General features: G+C 71.0%; 21 protein-coding genes. 12 read left to right on the top strand and 9 right to left on the bottom strand.

What is annotated here, in order from left to right; genetic code table 11:
* Positions 1–48: 48 nt before the first annotated feature.
* The 3 genes from ACIBCT_RS09750 to ACIBCT_RS09740 all read left to right on the top strand — a co-directional run bounded on the left by ACIBCT_RS09750 (position 49) and on the right by ACIBCT_RS09740 (position 1,900).
* The gene (locus tag ACIBCT_RS09750) at positions 49–333 is read left to right on the top strand and encodes a helix-turn-helix domain-containing protein (protein WP_399186982.1); all 285 of its coding nucleotides are present in this window, start codon (positions 49–51) and stop codon (positions 331–333) included.
* Positions 334–1,096: 763 nt separating this feature from the next.
* Positions 1,097–1,345 (top strand): hypothetical protein, encoded by a 249-nt coding sequence (locus tag ACIBCT_RS09745; RefSeq protein ID WP_399186981.1) that lies wholly within the window; start codon positions 1,097–1,099, stop codon positions 1,343–1,345.
* Positions 1,346–1,561: 216 nt separating this feature from the next.
* Positions 1,562–1,900: a helix-turn-helix domain-containing protein gene (locus ACIBCT_RS09740; RefSeq protein ID WP_399186980.1), complete on the top strand. Its 339-nt coding sequence runs from the start codon at positions 1,562–1,564 to the stop codon at positions 1,898–1,900.
* Between the two features lie 185 nt (positions 1,901–2,085).
* Here ACIBCT_RS09740 and ACIBCT_RS09735 read toward each other — a convergent pair whose 3' ends face one another.
* Positions 2,086–2,823, bottom strand: coding sequence for a LysR family substrate-binding domain-containing protein (locus ACIBCT_RS09735; RefSeq protein ID WP_399186979.1), 738 nt, complete (start codon positions 2,821–2,823; stop codon positions 2,086–2,088).
* A gap of 55 nt (positions 2,824–2,878) precedes the next feature.
* Between ACIBCT_RS09735 and ACIBCT_RS09730 the strand changes: the two genes are divergently transcribed.
* From ACIBCT_RS09730 to ACIBCT_RS09700, 7 genes are all read left to right on the top strand, one after another.
* Complete coding sequence (locus ACIBCT_RS09730) at positions 2,879–3,250, top strand: DUF5997 family protein (protein WP_399186978.1); 372 nt, start codon at positions 2,879–2,881, stop codon at positions 3,248–3,250.
* Positions 3,251–3,779: 529 nt separating this feature from the next.
* Positions 3,780–4,295, top strand: a complete 516-nt coding sequence (locus ACIBCT_RS09725) for a GyrI-like domain-containing protein (RefSeq protein WP_399186977.1) — start codon at positions 3,780–3,782, stop codon at positions 4,293–4,295.
* An 83-nt stretch (positions 4,296–4,378) separates the two neighbouring features.
* A complete protein-coding gene (locus tag ACIBCT_RS09720; protein WP_399186976.1) occupies positions 4,379–4,810 on the top strand; it encodes a hypothetical protein in 432 nt (143 codons plus the stop codon).
* Positions 4,811–5,117: 307 nt separating this feature from the next.
* Positions 5,118–6,011 (top strand): sulfotransferase domain-containing protein, encoded by an 894-nt coding sequence (locus tag ACIBCT_RS09715; RefSeq protein WP_399186975.1) that lies wholly within the window; start codon positions 5,118–5,120, stop codon positions 6,009–6,011.
* Between the two features lie 123 nt (positions 6,012–6,134).
* Entirely contained in the window at positions 6,135–6,638 is a 504-nt protein-coding gene (locus ACIBCT_RS09710; protein ID WP_399186974.1) for an SRPBCC family protein, read from the top strand.
* Positions 6,635–6,976: a YciI family protein gene (locus tag ACIBCT_RS09705; RefSeq protein ID WP_399186973.1), complete on the top strand. Its 342-nt coding sequence runs from the start codon at positions 6,635–6,637 to the stop codon at positions 6,974–6,976. The genes ACIBCT_RS09710 and ACIBCT_RS09705 overlap by 4 nt, the downstream gene beginning before the upstream one ends.
* A 34-nt stretch (positions 6,977–7,010) precedes the next feature.
* On the top strand, positions 7,011–8,228 hold the full coding sequence (locus ACIBCT_RS09700) for an RNA polymerase sigma factor (RefSeq protein WP_399186972.1): 1,218 nt from the start codon (positions 7,011–7,013) through the stop codon (positions 8,226–8,228).
* Between the two features lie 266 nt (positions 8,229–8,494).
* On the opposite strand, the gene ACIBCT_RS09695 is transcribed toward ACIBCT_RS09700, so the two are convergent.
* Complete coding sequence (locus ACIBCT_RS09695) at positions 8,495–10,366, bottom strand: RICIN domain-containing protein (RefSeq protein ID WP_399186971.1); 1,872 nt, start codon at positions 10,364–10,366, stop codon at positions 8,495–8,497.
* A 387-nt stretch (positions 10,367–10,753) separates the two neighbouring features.
* Here ACIBCT_RS09695 and ACIBCT_RS09690 point away from each other — a divergent pair, with 387 nt between their 5' ends.
* Positions 10,754–12,046, top strand: a complete 1,293-nt coding sequence (locus ACIBCT_RS09690; protein ID WP_399186970.1) for a hypothetical protein — start codon at positions 10,754–10,756, stop codon at positions 12,044–12,046.
* Positions 12,047–12,085: 39 nt separating this feature from the next.
* Here ACIBCT_RS09690 and ACIBCT_RS09685 read toward each other — a convergent pair whose 3' ends face one another.
* Positions 12,086–12,688 carry a peroxiredoxin-like family protein gene (locus ACIBCT_RS09685; protein ID WP_399186969.1) on the bottom strand — a complete coding sequence of 201 codons (603 nt, stop codon included), beginning with the start codon at positions 12,686–12,688 and terminating at the stop codon, positions 12,086–12,088.
* Positions 12,689–12,730: 42 nt separating this feature from the next.
* Between ACIBCT_RS09685 and ACIBCT_RS09680 the strand changes: the two genes are divergently transcribed.
* Entirely contained in the window at positions 12,731–13,345 is a 615-nt protein-coding gene (locus ACIBCT_RS09680) for a TetR/AcrR family transcriptional regulator (RefSeq protein ID WP_399186968.1), read from the top strand.
* A gap of 181 nt (positions 13,346–13,526) precedes the next feature.
* On the opposite strand, the gene ACIBCT_RS09675 is transcribed toward ACIBCT_RS09680, so the two are convergent.
* The 6 genes from ACIBCT_RS09675 to ACIBCT_RS09650 all read right to left on the bottom strand — a co-directional run bounded on the left by ACIBCT_RS09675 (position 13,527) and on the right by ACIBCT_RS09650 (position 17,773).
* A complete protein-coding gene (locus ACIBCT_RS09675; protein WP_399186967.1) occupies positions 13,527–14,264 on the bottom strand; it encodes a sulfite exporter TauE/SafE family protein in 738 nt (245 codons plus the stop codon).
* A gap of 46 nt (positions 14,265–14,310) precedes the next feature.
* On the bottom strand, positions 14,311–14,799 hold the full coding sequence (locus ACIBCT_RS09670; protein WP_399186966.1) for a GNAT family N-acetyltransferase: 489 nt from the start codon (positions 14,797–14,799) through the stop codon (positions 14,311–14,313).
* An 84-nt stretch (positions 14,800–14,883) separates the two neighbouring features.
* Positions 14,884–15,219: a hypothetical protein gene (locus tag ACIBCT_RS09665; RefSeq protein ID WP_399186965.1), complete on the bottom strand. Its 336-nt coding sequence runs from the start codon at positions 15,217–15,219 to the stop codon at positions 14,884–14,886.
* A 156-nt stretch (positions 15,220–15,375) separates the two neighbouring features.
* Positions 15,376–16,917, bottom strand: coding sequence for an alpha/beta hydrolase (locus ACIBCT_RS09660; protein ID WP_399186964.1), 1,542 nt, complete (start codon positions 16,915–16,917; stop codon positions 15,376–15,378).
* A gap of 110 nt (positions 16,918–17,027) precedes the next feature.
* Complete coding sequence (locus ACIBCT_RS09655) at positions 17,028–17,384, bottom strand: DUF1905 domain-containing protein (protein WP_399187165.1); 357 nt, start codon at positions 17,382–17,384, stop codon at positions 17,028–17,030.
* Positions 17,381–17,773, bottom strand: coding sequence for a DUF1761 domain-containing protein (locus ACIBCT_RS09650; RefSeq protein ID WP_399186963.1), 393 nt, complete (start codon positions 17,771–17,773; stop codon positions 17,381–17,383). Before ACIBCT_RS09650 ends, ACIBCT_RS09655 begins: the two co-directional genes overlap by 4 nt.
* Between the last annotated feature and the right edge of the window lie 84 nt (positions 17,774–17,857).

The following is a 17,857-nucleotide window of genomic DNA, read 5'->3' as shown; positions in this document are numbered from 1 at the left end:
CGAGATCTATGAGAGGCAGGCGTGATGGCTGGTCGTCACACTCGCTGGGTGCGGCCTGAAGCCTCGGTCGAGGATCCCGAACGGATCATGATTCGAGAGGTGTCGGCCTTCGGTAGGGCTTTGTACGACCGGTGTGGCGCGCTTGGACTGACCGTGGCGGAGTTGGCCGCGCGTGCGGGCATGACCGAGGATGAGATCGAGTGCATCGAGGAAGGTGGGACCGCGTCGGCGGTCGCCCTGCTGCGGCATCTGGCCGCGGCGCTGAACGCCGATGTTCGTCTTGCCTCTGGTCACGATCTGGGTTCGGTCTGGTTCGAGCCCCACGCGGCCTGATCGATGGACGATGGTCACCTGATGCGTGGGAATCTCACTCGCTGTTGGTGTTCTGTGGGACATCAAGATCATCCCTGATGGCGGAACGCGTAGAGAGCACGAGTGCTGGGTGACTATCTGGGTGACGACGATTCCGGACGGGGCTGTACAACCATGGACGGCCATAGACCGTACGCCCAGCTCAGGGCTGATGTCGGCCCAGGTCAGGCCCCCGCCCAGTCCTCCAGCCGTAGAGGATGATGGCTGCCGAAGCCCTGGTCGTGGTTGCACATCCGCATCGCCGCCTAACACGGCAAACGCGAAGACCAGGCTCAGACAAACTGAGTCGTTTGTCGCGACGTGTCATGACACCGTATGTGACATGAACGAGCGCAGCCCCCGCCGGTTCTCCGATCGCGGCGACCCCCGACAGTACCTGCGTGCGACCCGGGTCTTGGTGCGCTGCCCGCGCTGTGCGGACTGCGCTGTGGTGAGTGGCGGTCGTGTGAGCTGTCTGTCCTGTGGATACGCCAAGGAGGCGCCCGGGGCCGGTTGGCCGGGCCGAATCACGATTTATGCCAGCGGGCGGTGTGGCAGCTGCGGTCGTGACATCCACCGTCGCAGCTCACGCTCGAGTGGGCCACCACCATCGCCGATGCTGGTGAGATGTACCGGCTGCCGGACAGTGACCAGCCTCCCCCTGCGCTGGTGGCCCGCGAATCGGTCAGACGAGGCGTGCTATGCCGGACTCGAGCTGTGGCTGCAGACGCCATGCAGAAATCACGTGCTGTGGGCCTATGACGCCGAGCATCTGGATTTTCTGGAGCGATATGTCCGCGCCTTCATCCGTGAGCGGGAACCTAACCGCAACGGAAGCCTGGCCAGCCGGCTTCCGGCATGGTTGAAGGACGCCAAGAACCGTGACCTGGTTCTTACCCGCTGCGCCACCCTCCGTGTCCGCCTGCACCAGGTATCCCGCTACAGGTTGGACGTCGGTCGACGTCGGGTCACCGACAGCGACCTTATGCCTTGAACCATCACCATCTACAAGGGGCGGCCATCCGCAACCTCAAGGAGCTGAGACCCGGATCCAGCGGGCGCAGCGAGGTGCGGCTGCTCTTCGTTCTCGACCCCTGGCGTTGTCCTCCTGGTCGCCGGAGACAAGTCCGGCGACCAGGAGTGGTTGGTATGACATGGCGATCAAAGCAGCAGAGGTGCGTTTTGCCCGATACCTCAGAGAGAGGGATCAATGAGCGATCAGGCGGTGACATGGGAGGAACTACGTGCTGAGCTTGTCCGGCCCGGCGATGAGCAAGAGGTCGCCCAGTTCCGCGATGGGCTCGTAGCTCGCCGGCGTGCTTACCAACTCGCCGAAGCCAGACGCAAGCTCGGTCTACGCCAGGAGGATGTCGCTCAGGCGATGGGCGCGTCACAGGCTCGCCTCTCACAGATCGAGAGCGGAGTGATCGGCGAAGTTGCCACTCTGGCTGCTCACGTAACGGCGCTCGGAGGTCAGCTCAAGATCGTGGCCGACTTCGGTGATTCGGCCATGGTGCTCGAAACGCCTCGTGGTCGGCGTAGGGGGTGATCATTCCCTGAAAACGGACGGTGGTCAGGCAGGCGGTGGCGGACCCGGGCCGGAGCGCTTCGCCGAACCTGTGGCGTGATCAGCAGCGGGTCAGAGCTCGAGCTCAGGGTCGAAGGCCATGGCCACCCCCGCGTACGCCGCTTTCCGGGCGGGCGCGGTCCCACGTCGGCGCACCGGTCCGCCAGTCACCGGGGCCGGTTGCCCTTCTTCTTGCGGTCGGTCGGCACGGCCCGGCGAGCGGAGCCCTTCTGCGCGGGTTTCTGGGCCTGCCGCTGTGCCGGTTTCTTCACGGGAGCGGCGGGGGTGGCGGGGGTACGGCCTCGCGAGCTGTTCACCGTCCGGCCGCGGACGATGCCGATGAAATCCTCCACCAGGTCGGTGGTCGCGTCCGTGGGCCAGGCCAGCGCGACCTGGGACTGCGGCGCGTCCGGCACCGGCCGGTACGTGAGATCCCTGCGGTGGTGGAGGCGCGCCAGCGACAGCGGGACCAGGACAAGCCCGGTGCCGGTCGCCACCAGCTCGACCGCCTCCGCCGTCGTGGCCGGACGGGTGAACGCGGGCAGCCCAGGCCTGGTCGCCCATTCGATGACGTCGTCCAGGGGATGGAACACCTCGTCGTCGACGAGGTCGGCGACGAACACCTCGTCGGCGGCGGTCACCGCGTGGTCCTTGGGCACCATGACCACCGTGGTCTCCACGTAGAGGGGGATCACGCTGAGCCCGTCCCGGTCGGCGGGCGGCCTGACGAATCCGGCGTCGGCGCCGCCGTTCCGCAGGAGTCCCACCGCCTCGGCGGCGGGAACCGCGATCAGGGTGATCGGCACACCGGGCGTTCGCTCGTTCCAGACGCCGACCCATTTCGCGGGTGTCACCCCGGGCACGTAGGCCAGTCGGAACGTCCTGCCGGTCTCTCCATCGGTCACTTCCTCAGGGTACCGATGTCAGGGGAACCCGTTCCGGCTGACTATTCTTGACGCCATGACCTCGCCCAAGCCGAAGAGCGTCCAGACGATGAAGCCCGCGACCGCGGCCAAGAAGCTGGGTGTCCCCCTCTCGGCCACTCCCGCCGAGTTCCAGGCGAGCGTCATCTCCCGGGACGAGCTGAACGAGCTGCAGTCGTCGCCTCCCGCCTGGCTCGCCGACCTGCGCCGCAACGGCCCGCACACCAAGCAGGTCATCGCCGCGAAGCTCAGGATCTCCATCGCGGGCCTGCTCAGGGGCGGGATCACCGGGCCGCTCACCACCGCCGAGATCGAGGCGCTGAAGGCGGAGAACCCGGAGTGGCTGGAGCGCGAGCGGTCCCTGCAGGCCGAGATCCGCAAAGAGGCACTCCGCCCCAAGCAGGGCTGACGGCTGAGGTTCCGCACGTCCCCGGCCCCGGACGCGTCTTCAGGTCGCGTCGCCACCGCCTCCGCCTCCGCCTCGCCGGGTCGACGGAGCGTGCGGACGTCTCCCCTTCCGAAGATCGATGATGAGCACTCCCGGCCGAGGACCAGGGCGGGGGAGTCGTGGGAACCCGCGGGGAGCGCCGAGCCGGACGGCGACCGCCCTGGAAACGGTGGGTCGTACGGGCGGGACCGGGAATTGGGGACGATTCTGAACGGATCCCCTTTTCACTCTTGAACCATGAGTGGAATCCGGAATTCACGGCATATCCCGTTTGTCGGATGGCGTGGGCGAAATTCGCGGTGAGCGGGAGATTCCGTGCTCGCCCTCTGACCGGAGTGGCCGTGACGTCGAAAGCGAGCGATCCCCCTCACCGAGGAGGCGAGGAGGCCCGTTCGGGCCCGTCCGGAACATCGACTCGGCACCGTCCGATGGGGCATAGTGATGCCGCCCGTGAGCATCGGGGAGCGGTCGAGGTCGCGTGGAGGTACGGGTGGAGATCGTCGAGGGTCCCTCGGTCAGCGTCAGGCCGGATCGGCACTGTGCCGGCATCCGGGTGGTCACGCCGTTCCGCGGCATGTTCGCCGTCCGGGACGAGCTCATGGGGGAGCTGTACGAACGGCTCGACGATCGGGGCGTCGGTTTCGGACCCACCTTCTTCCGTCTGCACGTGGTCGACATGGCCGGCTCGATGGACGTCGAGGTCGGCGTCGTCACCGACAGGCCGGTCGAGGGCGACGGCCGGGTCACCCCCGGCCTGCTGCCGGCGGGCCGGTACGCGACGCTGACCTACGTCAACCACGGCCGCCGGGCGAACCGCGCCCTGATCGAGTGGGTACGGGAGCAGGGCCTGACGTTCGACTGCGTGGAGGACCCGGCGGGCGACCGGTTCGGCTGCCGGTACGAGGCCTATCTCACCGACCCCCGGTCCGAGCGGATGAAGACCCGCTGGCGCATCGAGCTGGCGATCCGCCTGGCCGACGAGCCCTCCACGGCGGGTGCCCCATGAGGTGAGAGGCGGTCAGGAGGATCTGCATCGTATCCTCACATCGTCTGCGCTCAACGGTCATAGGCGTCTGTTTTGATTGCGCCGTGGCCGAGCGAAGCGCGTCAGGGGAGAGCGATGCGCTCTGGGCCATGGGGTGCGGGGTCTCGGTGGCCGTCGCGCCGGCGTGTGCGGTGCTGGGAACCTTCGTCGACGCCCTTCTGGTCTCCAGGGCCCACGGATACTGCCTCGACGAGTCCGGTACGGGAGAGGATTTCTTCGGCTTCACCTGGATGGCGGGCAGGCTCATCGTGTTCCCCATCGTCACCGGGGTATCGCTGCTCGCCTCGTTCCCGATCGTCCTGATCGCCCACCGGGTACGGTTCGCGGACCACGGATGGTGGAAGGCGGTGATGACGGCTTTCGCGGTCCTCGTCTCCATCGCCGGGCCGGTGGCGACGATCGTCCACGATGTCGCCGCCGAAGGGATCACGGGTGACTGTGACCCGCCCTGGTGGCCGTCCTGGCTTCCCTCGTGACGCGGCCCGGGATCGCGACCGCGTCCGCGTCCGCGTCCGCAGGGGGGCACGCCGGGTGAGAAGACCTCAGGCCGCCGCGACGGCTTCGATCTCCAGCGACCAGGCCTCGTCGTAGATGCCGGTGACGGCGCCCTTGGCGGGTCGCGGTATCGTCGGCGCTCCCGATCCCTGTGAAGACCCGCGTCGCTCCCGGACGTCCGGTCCCTGAGTCGTGAGTCGTGAGGCCGTGCGCGGTAAGGCCGTGAGTCGTGCGTGGTGAGGCCGGCAGCCGTGCGCGGTGAGCCGGATGCCCGGAAGGAGAAGACGAGTGGTGGACAGGCCCGTGCGGTACATCTCCCCCGAGGAGGACAGTGCCCGGTGGGACGGGTTCCCGTTCCGGCGGGGCGACATCGTGATCAGCACGCGTTCGAAGAGCGGTACGACGTGGATGCAGATGATCTGCGCGCTCCTGGTCTTCCGGACCCCTGAGCCGCCCCGGCCGCTGTCGGAGACGTCGCCGTGGCTGGACCACCTGGTCGTCCCGAAGGACGAGGTGTACGCGCGGCTGGAGGCTCAGCGGCACCGCAGGTTCATCAAGACGCACACACCGCTCGACGGGATCCCGATCGACGAGCGGGCCACCTACATCGTCGTGGCCCGCCACCCGCTCGACATGGCCGTGTCCCTCTACCACCAGAGCGACAACCTCGACCGCGAACGCATCCGCGTGCTCACGAACGGGCCGGAGCCGTCCGCGCCGCCACGGCCGAGGCCGCCGTTGCGCGAATGGCTGCTGAGCTGGGTGGAGCAGGACGTCTCGCCCATGGAGGAGATGGACTCCCTGCCGGGGGTGATGTGGCATCTGTCGGACGCCTGGGCACGCCGGGTCCGGCAGCCGAACGTCCTCCTGGTGCACTACGACGATCTGCTGGGTGATCTGGACGGTCAGATGCGCGGGCTCGCCCGGTCACTGGGCATCGAGGTGCCACCGGAGGACTGGCCGGCGCTGGTGAGGGCCGCGACCTTCGCCAGCATGCGGTCCCGTGCGGCCGAGCTCGCCCCCGATCCCGTCGGGATCCTCAAGGACACCACCGCCTTCTTCCGACGCGGTACGTCCGGGGCGGGCCGTGAGACGCTCACCGGCGACGAGCTGCGCCGCTACCGCGAGCGGGCGGCCCGGCTGGCCCCGCCGGATCTCCTGGAGTGGCTGCACCGCTCCTGACCTCCCCGGCCGGTCGTCCGGAGAAATCCCGGAGCGGCCCGTAGTGGAGCGCCCTTCCCGTTCGTCATGCAGGTGACGAGGACGACGAGGACGACTGAGGACGTCAAGGAGAGGAGAGCACCCATGGACACGGTCACCGGTACGCAGGTGGCGGTCACCCTGCCCGTCCCCATACCGCGCGAGCGGATGTGGGACACGGTCACCGCGGTGGACAGGACCGCGGAGTGGAGCCCGGAGGTCATCGGCGGAGGCTGGTGCGACGGCGCCCGGGGACCGGTCGCGGGGGCCCGGTTCATCGGCCGCAACCGGTTTCCCGGAGGGCATGAGAGCATGGTGACCTGCGTGGTCGTCGAGGCGGAGCGGCCGGGCGTCTTCGCGTGGGCCGTTCTCGACGACACCGGCCGGATCAGCTCGACGTGGCGCTACGAGCTGCGTGAGGGGGACGAGCCGGGGAGCACCGTGGTCCATCACTCGTTCACCCACGGCCCCGGCGCCAGCGATCCCCGCCGGAGGGCCGGGACCGATCCGCGGGTGCTCGGCGACCGCCTGGTCACCCTGTGCCAGAACATGATCACCACGATCGCCGCGATGACCACCGCCGATTCCGCGACAGGAGCGACCCGATGAAGTACCTGATGCTGGTGTGCACCGACCCGACGTACACGCCCGGCCAGGACGACGACGTCCCGGACGTGCGGGACTGGGTCGCGGAGATGGACGGCAAGGGGGTCCGGCTGATGGGCAACCGCGTCCGGCCGACCGGCGACGCGACCACGGTCCGCGTCCGCGACCGCGAGGTGCTGCTGACCGACGGCCCGTACGCGGAGACCAAGGACCAGATCGCCGGGTTCGACGTCCTGGAGTGCGCCGACCTCGACGAGGCCATCGACGTCGCGTCCAGGCACCCGATGGCGTGGAACGGGATGATCGAGCTGCGCCCGTTCTGGCCCGACGACGAGGACTAGGGGACCGGCGAGGCGATCACGACGGGCGGCACGGGTGACGGATCCGCTGAAGGACCGGATCGCCGGGATCTACGCCGACGGCTGGAGCCGGATCGTGGCCACCATGATCCGGTTCACCGGCGGTGACTGGGACCTGGCCGAGGAGTGCGCGCAGGACGCGTTCGCGCAGGCACTCCGGCGGTGGCCGGAATCGGGCGTACCGGACCAGCCCCTGGCGTGGCTGACCACCACGGCGCGCAACCGCGCCATCGACCGGATGCGCCGCGCGTCGACCGAGACGGCGAAGCTGCGGAAGGCGGCCGCGTTGGACCTGGAACCACCGCCCTACCCGAGCGACGGCGAGATCCCCGACGAGCGCCTGGAGCTCATGTTCACCTGCTGTCATCCGTCGCTGGGCCTCGACGCCCAGGTGGCGCTGACCCTGCGGAGCCTGGCCGGCATGAGCACCGCCGAGATCGCGCGGGCGTTCCTGGTGCCGGAACGCACCATGGGCCAGCGCCTCTTCCGGGCGAAACAGAAGGTCGCGCACGCGGGCATCCCGTTCCGGGTGCCGCCCGCGCACCTGCTGCCCGACCGCCTTCCCGCCGTGCTGCACGTGCTCTACCTGCTGTTCAACGAGGGGTACGGGGACCCGGGCAAGGCCCGGCTGTGCCGTGAGGCCATCCGGCTGGCACGGGTGGTGACGGAGCTGATGCCCGACGAGCCCGAGGCGCAGGGCATGCTCGCGCTGATGCTGCTGCACGACGCCCGGCGGGCGGCGCGCACGGACGCGTCCGGCGACGTGGTCACCCTGGCCGAGCAGGACCGCTCGCTGTGGGACCGGGAACGGATCGCGGAGGGCGCCGCGATCTGCGAACGGGCGCTGCGCCGGCGCCGGGCCGGGCCGTTCCAGCTCCAGGCCGCCATCGCGGCGTGCCACGCCACCGCGGAGGTCGCCGACCGGACGGACTGGCCGCAGATCGTCGGGCTGTACACGCATCTCGCGCGCATCGCGCCGAGCCCGGTCGTGGACCTGAACCGCGCCGTGGCGATCGGCATGGCCGACGGTCCGGAGGCGGCGCTGGCGCTGGTCGAGGAGATCGCCGGGAGCGGGCGGCTCGACGGCTACCACCTGCTGCACGCCACCCGCGCCGACCTGCTGCGACGCCTCGGCCGTACGGGGGAGGCGGCCGACGCCTACCGGGCGGCGCTCGACCTCGCGCCGACCGACGCCGAGCGCCGCTTCCTGCGGGACCGGCTGCGGGCGCACTGACGGTGTATCCGGGCCCGCGCCGTCCGCGACCGGGTCCGTGACGGGGTTCACGGCCGGGTTCACGATCCGGTCCGCGACCGGGTCCGCGACCGGCTCCGCGACCGGCTCCGCGACCGGGTCCGCGACCGGGTCCGCAGCCGGTCGCCGATCCGGTCCGCGGCCGGGTCCGTGACCGTCCCGCAGGTCCGCGTCGTCGTGGACGTCGTACGGCCGCCCGGCGGGACAGGGCCGGGCGGCCGCACGAGGATCACGAGGGCGTACGGGGATCAGACGGGGTCGAGGTACCAGATCTGGTTGCCGGCGACGATGCCGAGGCCGGAGTCGGTGTTGCCGGTGATGGTCTGCTGGTCGAGGGTGGTGCCGCTGCCGGGCGGCAGGTCGAGCACCTTACCGCTGTGGCGGTTGACCAGGTAGAACGTCCCGTCGGCGACCCGTTTGAGGGTCCACTGCTGGCTGTTGGCACTGCCGCAGGTCGCCTGCCTGATCTGGACGCCGTTGGACGTGCTCGCCGAGACGAGGTCCAGGCACTTGGAGCTGTTGACGTTCATCAGCTTCCAGTACGACCCGGTGGCCTGGAGCTGCCAGCGCTGGCTGGTGGCACCGGACGGCGCGTTGTGCGTGACCAGCGCGCCGGACGCGGTCGAGCCGCCCGCGGGCTCGGCGTTGTCACGGCTGCCCAGGCCCCGCAGGTAGTAGACGCTGTTGTTGACCGGCGCGATGCCCGTGACCTGGTTGAACACCCACTTCTGGTTGGCCGCGCCGGTGTAGGTCTCCTGGGTGACGGGCGCCGGGTAGGCGCCGCCCGCGGTCAGGGCCAGCCCGGACAGCCAGTCGAAGATCGCGAACGTGTTCCCGCCGGTCGGCAGGTAGGCGAAGCGCATGCCGTCCTGGCCGGCGCAGGCGTACTGCAGCAGGGTCGTGCCGGGTGTGGTGCCGCTGTAGGCGCTGTCGGCGCACAGGCGGCTGCCGACGTTGATGAACTGCAGGCCGGTCGTGTAGCCCATCAGCCACTTCTGACCGGGGGTGTCGACGCGGGCGCGCTGGCTCAGCTCGGTCAGCGGCGCGGTGGAGGCGCCGATGGGTTCCAGCGCGCCTCCGGTGGAGGCGTTCGTGATGACGTAGGTGTTGCCGACCTTGGGGTGCGGGTCGCTGTCGGCGGTGCCGCCCGCGATGAGGTAGGCGCTGTTGGCGGTGTTCCAGTGGGTGGCGAGGTAGCTCCCGGCGGCGGGGGCGGCGTTGTAGTAGTCGTCCCGGTTGCAGTCGGGCAGCCGGTAGTCGTTCCACTGCAGGCAGCTCCACGAGGGCGTGCCGCCGTAGCACATGAGGTCCCACTGGTCGAGGCAGTGCCAGCTGCCGTCGGAGTGGGGCGCGCTGAGCTGCACCGCTCCGAAGGTGTGTCCCAGCTCGTGGGCGATGGCGTTCGCGCCGAAACAGCCCGGGATGGCGTCCACGCGGGCGTAGGCGCGGCCGTTGTTGAGGTTGGCGGACCCGGTCGTCAGGTCGTCGCCCTGGATCTCACCCATGCCGCAGATCGCGGTGGCCTCGGTGAGCAGGAGGTAGTGGCGGTCGTTGCTGGTGTAGCCGAGGGCCTGCACGGCGCTCACGCTGGAGTAGAAGTCGACCAGCGAACCGGCGGGGACCACCAGGTTGCGCACGACGGCGGCGCAGCCGCCGGACACGGCCGTGGTGACGTACCGGATGTGCCTGCTGCGGTTGGAGGTGGCCGCGGCGTCGTTGAACGCGTCATCGGCGTTGGCCAGCCAGGCGCGGAACATGGGCAGGAACTGCGTGTAGCGGTTCGGCATCGTCGCCTCGCGCACGTACAGGACCTCGACCCGCTTGCCGCTGGTGCCGTCGCCGTCGCAGGCCACCACCTGCGGGCTCACCTTCGCCTCGACCTGGCTCTTCGCGAGGGCCTCGGGGCCGACGCGCTGGCCGATCTTGGCGCCGGGGAAGACGTCGGACACGACGTGGGGACGGTCCTTGCCGGGTGGTGGTTCGGCGGCCGACGCCGCCTGGGGTGAGGCGACCAGACCGGCCGCGATGAGGAACCACGCGGCGGCCAGGGAGAGGTTGCGCCTGAGCTGCATTCCGATGAACTCCGATCGGTACGGATACGTCCTATACGGACGACTCATCGGCAATGATCACATTATAAATATACAAATATGTTGGTTTGTAATATATGTCACAAAGCGTTGACTTCAATAAGCGATGAATGTGCGGTTGGGACGTAATTACTTCCTGTAACCACTGCAGTAAACATGAATATTCATGTTTTAAGACGGTGGTCATATTTAGAGGCACGTGAATCATCCTTTATTCCGTTTTCCTTCGTCGGAAATGTGGTTATCGCATGTCCGCGCGCGCTTTTCGGTCATCGTCCTGCCGGCCGGACGCCGGTCGCCGCCTCCGGGCCCGGCAAGGGCCCGGCAAAGGCCCGGCAAGGGCCCGGCCTTCCGAAGGCCCGCCCGTCCCCGCCCGTCCCCGTCCGTCTCCGGCGCGCCCGGCGCTACCATCGACGGATGCTCGAGCCACCGGGAAGGAGCCGGGTCCCGCGGTGGTCACGACGGGTGCTCGCCGTCGCGGTCGGCCTCTGCGCGCTGGTAGGGATGGTGCGGCTGGTCGCGCCCGCCACCGCGGGGACGACCGGCGAGCCGCCCGGGGTGCGGCGGCAGCTGACGTTCCTGCGCTCGGCGCTGGACGCGGGCGCCGGGGACGAGGCGCAGCGGCTGTTCCCCGAGGGCTACTTCTTCCTGCACGTCCTGTACGGCCTGGCCTGGGTGGAGCTGGGGATGCGCGAACCGGCCGGTGAGCGGTCGGCGGCGCTGCGGGAGGCACGCTGGGCGCTCGGGCGGCTGGAGTCGCCGTCCGGCCGCGCCCCGTTCAGCCCGGACCTCACCCCGCCGTACGGTGTCTTCCACCGCGGCTGGAGCAACTGGCTGCGCGGCGGGGTGCTGAGCCTGCAACCGGCCGGGCGGCGCGATCCGGCCGAGTCGCGCCGGTTCGCCGACGACTCCGCCGCCCTCGCCGGTGCGTTCGGCGCCTCGGCGTCACCGTACCTGGAGGCCTACCCGGGACAGGCGTGGCCGGTCGACTCGACCGTGGCGATGGCGTCGCTGCGGCTGCACGACACGCTGCTGCCGCCTCGGTACGCCGGCACGGTAGAGCGGTGGCTGGAGGGGGTGCGGCGCAGGCTCGACCCGCGTACCGGGCTGGTCCCGCACCGGGTCGATCCCGGCACCGGAGAGCCCGCCGAGGTGGCCAGGGGCACCTCGCAGAGCGTCGTCCACCGGTTCCTGCCCGACATCGACCCGGCCTTCGCCGCCGAGCAGTACCTGCGCTTCCGTGACCGGTACGTCGCCTTCCCGCTCGGCCTGGGACCTGCGGTCCGGGAGTACCCCGAGGGCATGGACGGCCCGGCCGACGTCGACTCCGGCCCGCTCCCGCTGGGGGTGAGCCTGTCGGCGACCGTGGTCACCCTCGGTGCGGCCCAGGTCCACGGTGACGCGCCGCTCGCCGGGGCACTGGCCGGGTACGGCGAGCTGGCGGGCCTGCCGGTCGACACCCCGTGGACCAAGCGCTACGCCTTCGGCCTGCTCCCGGCCGGTGACGCGTTCCTCGCCTGGTCGAAGACGGCGCGGCCGTGGGTGGCGCGGCCACCGGGCCCGCCCCCGGCGAGCGTCTCGCGGTGGTGGCGGCTGCCGCTGCTGACGGTACTGGCCGCGATCGGCGTCGCGCCGTGGCTGTCCGCCCTGGTACGGCGCCACCGGCGCCACCGGCGCCACCGGCGCCTCCGTACCGGCCTGCGCGACTGACGTCGAAGCGATGTCCTCACGCCACCGGGCCCGGTGGGGTCAGCGGGCCGTCTCCGTCCGGCCTTCGCGGGCCGCCAGCGCGAGCACGTCGGCGACCGACCACTGGTCGTAGGCGTGCTCGCCGTACCTGCACGCGAGCACCCGCCCGTCCGGAGCGATCAGGAAGTCGGCGGGGAGCCCGAGCCGCCCGCCGTTCACCCGGCGGGACGGTGCGCGCTCCCGCCCGAGGGCGATCGTCCACAGGCCGCGCGCGACGGCCCGGACGATCGCTCCCCAGGCCCGGGGGTCGAGCAGCGAGCGCGGGGACGACTCCACCCCGAACTCCGCGTACAGCCTCTTGTCCGGGTCGGCGAGGACGGCGAACGGCAGGCCGTCGACGTGCGCGGCCAGCTCCTCGGCCGGGGAGTGGAACACCACCACCTCGCGGACGCCCGCGGCCTCGATCCCGGCGTGCCCCGTGACGAAGGAGCGCAGGTGCAGGTTGCAGATCGGGCAACCGGCGAAACGCCGGAACTGCAGATGGACCAGGCGCGAGCGGTCCGGGACGGAGACCACGGGGCCGGTGACGGAGGGCAGCTCGCGAACGGGGACGACGGTGCCGGGCTGGAGGCGCATGGGGACTCCCCTGTAGGTGTACGACATACGCTTACCATTGTAGGCGTATGCCGTACACTTTCAGCCGTCATGCCCCGACCGCGTTCGCTCACCCAGGACCAGATCGCCGAGGCCGCCCTCGCCGTCATCGACCGCGACGGCCTCCCCGCGCTGTCGATGCGCGCGGTCGCCGCCGAACTCGGCATGAGCACGATGGCGCTCTACCGGTACGTCGACGACCGCCAGGAGCTGGAAGGGCTCGTGGTCGAGCTGGTGCTCGGCGGCGTCGACCTGTCACCGCCGTCCGGCACGTCGTGGCGCGAACGGATCGCGGTGCTGGTCGCCCGGATGCGCGACCACGTGGGCGCGCACCCGGGCGCCGTACCGCTGACGATGACCCACCGGCACCGCTCCCTGGGGATACTGCGCTGGTCGGAGGCGGTGCTCGGCGTCCTGGCCGAGGCGGGCGTCGAGGGCAGGGAGCGGGTCGTCGCGCTGCGCGGCCTGCTGAGCTACACGATCGGCGCGATCCAGCTGGAGCACCTGGCCTCCCTCTCGGGCACTGGCACGACCGCCCTGGCCGGGCTGCCCCGCGCGGAGTTCCCGTACACGGCCGAGACCGCGGGGCACGCGCGGCTCGTCGACGCCGACGAGGAGTTCCACGGGGGCCTCGACCTCCTGCTGCGCGGGATACGCGGCACCTGATCGGCACCCGCCGCGGCCGTGCGCGGCCGGTACGGCGCCTATGGCGCCCATGGCGCCCGTGTGCCCGTGTCCCCGTGCACGACCGTGTCGTGCCCCGTGCGCGGGCCGGTGCCGTGGCCGCGCACGGGGTCGTGCTCGGGTCGTGCGAGGGGTCGGCCCGTCCCGGGACGGTGGGCGTGCCTCAGAACAGCAGGCGTACCGCGGCGAGCAGGGTGAGGCCCAGCGTGATCCTCTCGAACAGGGTCCGGTCGATGCGGTCGATGACGGCACGGCCGGCGGCGGCTCCGGCCAGGACGACCGGGGCGCCCAGCGCGGCGAAGAGCAGGGTGGAGGGGGTGATCAGGCCGAGCGCGACGCTGAACGGCACCTTGAAGGCGTTGACGGTCAGGAAGAACCAGGCGCCGGTGCCCAGGAGACCCAGCACGGGCAGCCCCGCCGCCAGGAGGTAGATCGACATGACGGGCCCCGCGGCGTTGGCCGTCATGGTGGCGAAACCGGCCAGCACGCCCGCGAACGCGGCCACCGAGCGGTGGTGCACGAGCGAGTCCTCCGGTGCCCGGCGCCGGTTCCACAGGTGCACGACCACGATCATCAGCAGGATCGCCCCGAGCAGCCGCCTCATCTGCGTGTCGTCGACCTGGCGCACCACCCCGGCACCGATCACCACGCCCAGGGCGACCCAGGGGAAGAGCCTGATCAGCCGGGGCCAGTCGGCGTGGCGCCGGTAGGAGACCACGGCGGCCAGGTCGCCGACCAGCAGCAGGGGCAGCAGCATGCCGGTGGACTGCCGGGTCGGCAGCACCAGCGCGAACAGGGCGATCCCCACCGTACCGGCGCCGGAGACTCCGGTCTTGGAGAAGCCCACCAGGAACAGGGCCCCGGCCAGCACGACCCACTGGAGGGCGTCGAGGGAGGGCATCAGCCGTGCCGGTGGGAGGGGGAGGAGACGCGCGTGGCGGGAGAGGTCACAGAAGACGGTACATGATGTGCAGGCCCACGAAGCCCCTGGTCGGATGCTCGAAGCCCTCCGGCAGGGTGGCCATCACCTCGAACCCCAGCGAGGTCCACAGGGCGACCGCCCGGGTGTTGGTCTCCACGACCGCGTTGAACTGCATCGCCCGATATCCCTGGGCGCGTGCCCATTCCAGCGCGTACTCGCCCAGGGCCCTTCCGACGCCGCGCCCGGAGTGGCCGGGGTCGACCATGAAGCTCGCGCTGGAGATGTGCGAGGCCCCGCCCATGTGGTTGGGGTTCATCTTGGCGCTGCCCACCACGGTCCCGGCGGCGTCGACGGCGACGACCGTGTGTCCCGGAGGGCTCAGCAGCCACATCTCGCGGGCCCGCTCCCGGCCGGTGTCACGGTCCCAGGTGAAGGTCTCGCCCGCCGCGACGATCCCGCTCAGGAAGGACCAGATCGCGGGCCAGTCGTCCGCGGTGGCCGCTCTGATCAGCATCCGGCCAGCATCACCCTCCCGGCCCGCGCACCGCAAACCCTTTTCCCGCTCTCCCCGGCCCACCCGGACCTCGGGACGGGGGTCCTAGCCGGAGAACCTCTCGGCGCGGTCCCGGGCCCATCGTGCGGCCTCGGCCGCCTGGGCGCCGGTGACGGGCGCGCCGGGTATCCGGCTCAGGCGCTCCACCTGATCGGCGTAGCGCAGGTGCTCCCGGTGGGCGTGTTCCCGGCAGGGCAGGCAGGTGACGCTCTCCGGACGCGCGGAGGTCATCGCGTAGGGCACCTGGAGGCCGCAACCGGTGGTGACGACGCTCGGCGCGTCGGGCACGAGCCCCAGCAACGACACGATCACGTTGCGGAAGCCGGCACCGGCCTGCACCGCGTCGTGGGGGACGTGGATGTGCGGGTCGGTCCGGCTCATCTGCGCCCACCCCTTCGTCCGGGTCGTCCCGAACCAGGCTAACGCGCGGACGGCGTCCCGGTCGTGTCCGATGCCGGCCACGATCCGCGCCGGTGGGAGCACGGCGTCCCGCGCCGGTGGGAGCACGGCGTCATCCGGCCGCCGGCGACGGCGGGCTCACCCGCGCGGCTCGCAGGTGACGTCCCTGGCGGGCAGGGGGCCGCCGCGCAGGTAGTCGTTGACGGCCCGGTCCACGCACGCCACCGGCCGGAGCCCGCCGAGCGCGCGCCCGTAGACGCCGTGGGCGCGGATGTCCGCCGTCACCAGTCGCGAGGAGGTGAGCCTGCGGTGCAGCGCGAGGGCACCGTCGTAGGGGACGTTGTTGTCCCTGCGGGCCTGCACCATCAGCACGGGCACGTCGTTGCGGATCGAGGTTCCCGGTTCACGCGGCTGGACCTCCCAGAACGCGCACGGGGCGATCATGCCGTTGACGAACGGGGCGAACACGGGCTGGGTGGCGCGGCCGCGCACGATGTTGCGCCAGTACGTCTCCGGGTCCTTCGGCCAGCCTCCGGCGGGCCAGCCGCCGTCGCCGCACATGAACAGCGCCCCGCCCACCATGCCGTCCGCCAGCTCGGGCGAGCCGAGCAGCCCGAGCAGCCCGGTCAGGTCCGGGCCGGGCTCGACCGGCTTTCCCGCGGAGATGCCGGCCAGGTCGCGTACGACGTTCGCCAGGGTCGCGTCGTGCTCCCGGTTCTGGAGCAACTGCCTCATCACCAGCCGCAGCACGGGGGCGTCGAGGCGCGTCCCCCCGACGGGGACCGGCTTCCTCTCGGCGCGGTCGAGCAGGCCGCGGACCACCGCGCGCACCTGGGAGCTCGTACGGCCGAGCCGATACCCGCCGTGCCGGGCCACCCACCCGGCCCACTCGTCCAGCGCCTTCTCCAGCGGTTCACCGGTCCGCCGGAACAGCTCGTACTGCGTGGCGGCCGGGTCGGTGGAGGAGTCGATGACCATGCGGTCGGCCCGGCCGGGGAACATCTGCGTGTAGACCGCGCCCAGGTCGGCGCCGTAGGAGACGCCGTAGTAGGACAGCCTTCGCTCACGCAGGACGCTCCGGATCACGTCCATGTCCCGGGCGACGTTGCGGGTGGAGGCGTGGGGGAGCAGCCGCGCGTTGTCCCCGTGGTCCACGCAGCGCCGAGCGGTGTCACGCGCGGACCGTACCGATGCCTCGAAGTCCCTGCGGGGGGACGTCGACGCCGGCGGGGGGACGGGCCGGGCGGCGGCGCATCTGATGGGTGTGCTCTCCCCGAGGAACCGCGGATCGAAGCCGATCAGGTCGTAGCGGCCCGCCACGTCCTTCAGCGCGGGGCGGAGGGCCAGGGTGTTCGCGAGGCCCGTCCCGCCGGGCCCGCCCGGGTTGGACAGCAGGATGCCGCGCCGCTGGGCCTTGGAGCTCGCCGCGACGCGGGAGATCGCGATCTTGATCGTGGGCCCGCCGGGATCGGCGTGGTCGAGGGGAACGGTCACCTTCGCGCACCGCGCACCCGCCCGGTTCAGCTCCTTGTACCGGGCCGGGCACGGTCGCCACGTAAGACGCTGGTGCTCGTAGGAGGCGGAGGACGGGACCCATGAGTTCGCGACCGCCGCGGGCGTGAATCCCGCCAGCAGGATCGCACCCAGGCCGATCGTCATCGTGAACGTCGCGCGCATCATTTCCCTCGGGTCCGGTGGCGGTGTCGTGAGCGACGCTAGGGACGCGCCACGGCTCCGGGCATCGGCCGGACGGCCGATGGCCGCCGCCGTCCGGCCGATACGGACGTCCCTCAGCTCCCGAGTCGTTCGACGAGGTGAACGGTGATCGTGTCACCGGCCTGTTTCCCCGTCGCCCGGCGCAGCGCGGCCGAGACCGGCAGCTTGTGGGTCCCGTCCCCCAGCGCCATGAACGAGCTACGGAACGGGTGCCCGTCCATGGTCCCGCGTACCTTGACCAGCCCCCGGGTGCCGAAGTACTCGGCCGAACCGGGCATCACCACGTAGGTCCACCCGCCCTCGGCCGGGCTCTTCCGCATCGTCGCGGTGAACCGCCTGTCCAGCGCTCCCGGGGCTTTCCCGTCGTTCATCTCCGCGTTGTTCATCTCCACGGCTTTCCTCTCCACGTCCCTCGTCTCCACGTCCCTCATCTCCACGTCCCGACGATGACCGTGATCGCCACCAGCTTGAGCAGCCAATCCCCGGCGTGGACGGCGGCCAGCCGCCAGGGAACCCTCTCGTGCAGCACCGAGCCGGCCAGCAGCACGCAGGGGAAGCCGATCCACAGCACGCCTGCCAGCGCGAGCGCACCGGGCCACCCGCTCACGCCCGCCTCGCGGGTGAGCCACGCGAGGACCACCGCGACCAGCGCGCCGCGGCCCAGCTCCGCCACCACCGTCCAGGCCGGCGGCCGCTCCGCGGTGGCGTAGGCGCCGGACAGCCTCGCCAGCCGGGCACCGAAGGCCGTGTACCAGGCCGTGCTCAGCAGGAACGCCGTGACCGTGGCCACCGCGACCGCGAGGTGGTTCAGTTCTGTCACCTTTCGGACCTCCTTCGTCCAGGAGTCCTCGGCCGGAGGACTCTCAGGGGGGACGTCGGGGCCGGGCGACTATTCTCGACACGC

This window comes from Streptosporangium sp. NPDC050855, from assembly GCF_044456585.1.
Lineage (GTDB): Bacteria > Actinomycetota > Actinomycetes > Streptosporangiales > Streptosporangiaceae > Streptosporangium > Streptosporangium longisporum.
This window is presented reverse-complemented; position numbering and strand designations above follow the sequence as displayed.

Coding starts and splice junctions, on each gene's coding strand:
- ACIBCT_RS09680 (WP_399186968.1), top strand. CDS start 12,731: ATGCCCCGACCGCGTTCGCTCACCCAGGACCAGATCGCCGAGGCCGCC.
- ACIBCT_RS09655 (WP_399187165.1), bottom strand. CDS start 17,384: ATGAGGGACGTGGAGACGAGGGACGTGGAGAGGAAAGCCGTGGAGATG.
- ACIBCT_RS09710 (WP_399186974.1), top strand. CDS start 6,135: ATGGACACGGTCACCGGTACGCAGGTGGCGGTCACCCTGCCCGTCCCC.
- ACIBCT_RS09670 (WP_399186966.1), bottom strand. CDS start 14,799: ATGCTGATCAGAGCGGCCACCGCGGACGACTGGCCCGCGATCTGGTCC.
- ACIBCT_RS09690 (WP_399186970.1), top strand. CDS start 10,754: ATGCTCGAGCCACCGGGAAGGAGCCGGGTCCCGCGGTGGTCACGACGG.
- ACIBCT_RS09665 (WP_399186965.1), bottom strand. CDS start 15,219: ATGAGCCGGACCGACCCGCACATCCACGTCCCCCACGACGCGGTGCAG.
- ACIBCT_RS09730 (WP_399186978.1), top strand. CDS start 2,879: ATGACCTCGCCCAAGCCGAAGAGCGTCCAGACGATGAAGCCCGCGACC.
- ACIBCT_RS09685 (WP_399186969.1), bottom strand. CDS start 12,688: ATGTCGTACACCTACAGGGGAGTCCCCATGCGCCTCCAGCCCGGCACC.
- ACIBCT_RS09660 (WP_399186964.1), bottom strand. CDS start 16,917: ATGATGCGCGCGACGTTCACGATGACGATCGGCCTGGGTGCGATCCTG.
- ACIBCT_RS09695 (WP_399186971.1), bottom strand. CDS start 10,366: ATGAGTCGTCCGTATAGGACGTATCCGTACCGATCGGAGTTCATCGGA.
- ACIBCT_RS09705 (WP_399186973.1), top strand. CDS start 6,635: ATGAAGTACCTGATGCTGGTGTGCACCGACCCGACGTACACGCCCGGC.
- ACIBCT_RS09675 (WP_399186967.1), bottom strand. CDS start 14,264: ATGCCCTCCCTCGACGCCCTCCAGTGGGTCGTGCTGGCCGGGGCCCTG.
- ACIBCT_RS09740 (WP_399186980.1), top strand. CDS start 1,562: ATGAGCGATCAGGCGGTGACATGGGAGGAACTACGTGCTGAGCTTGTC.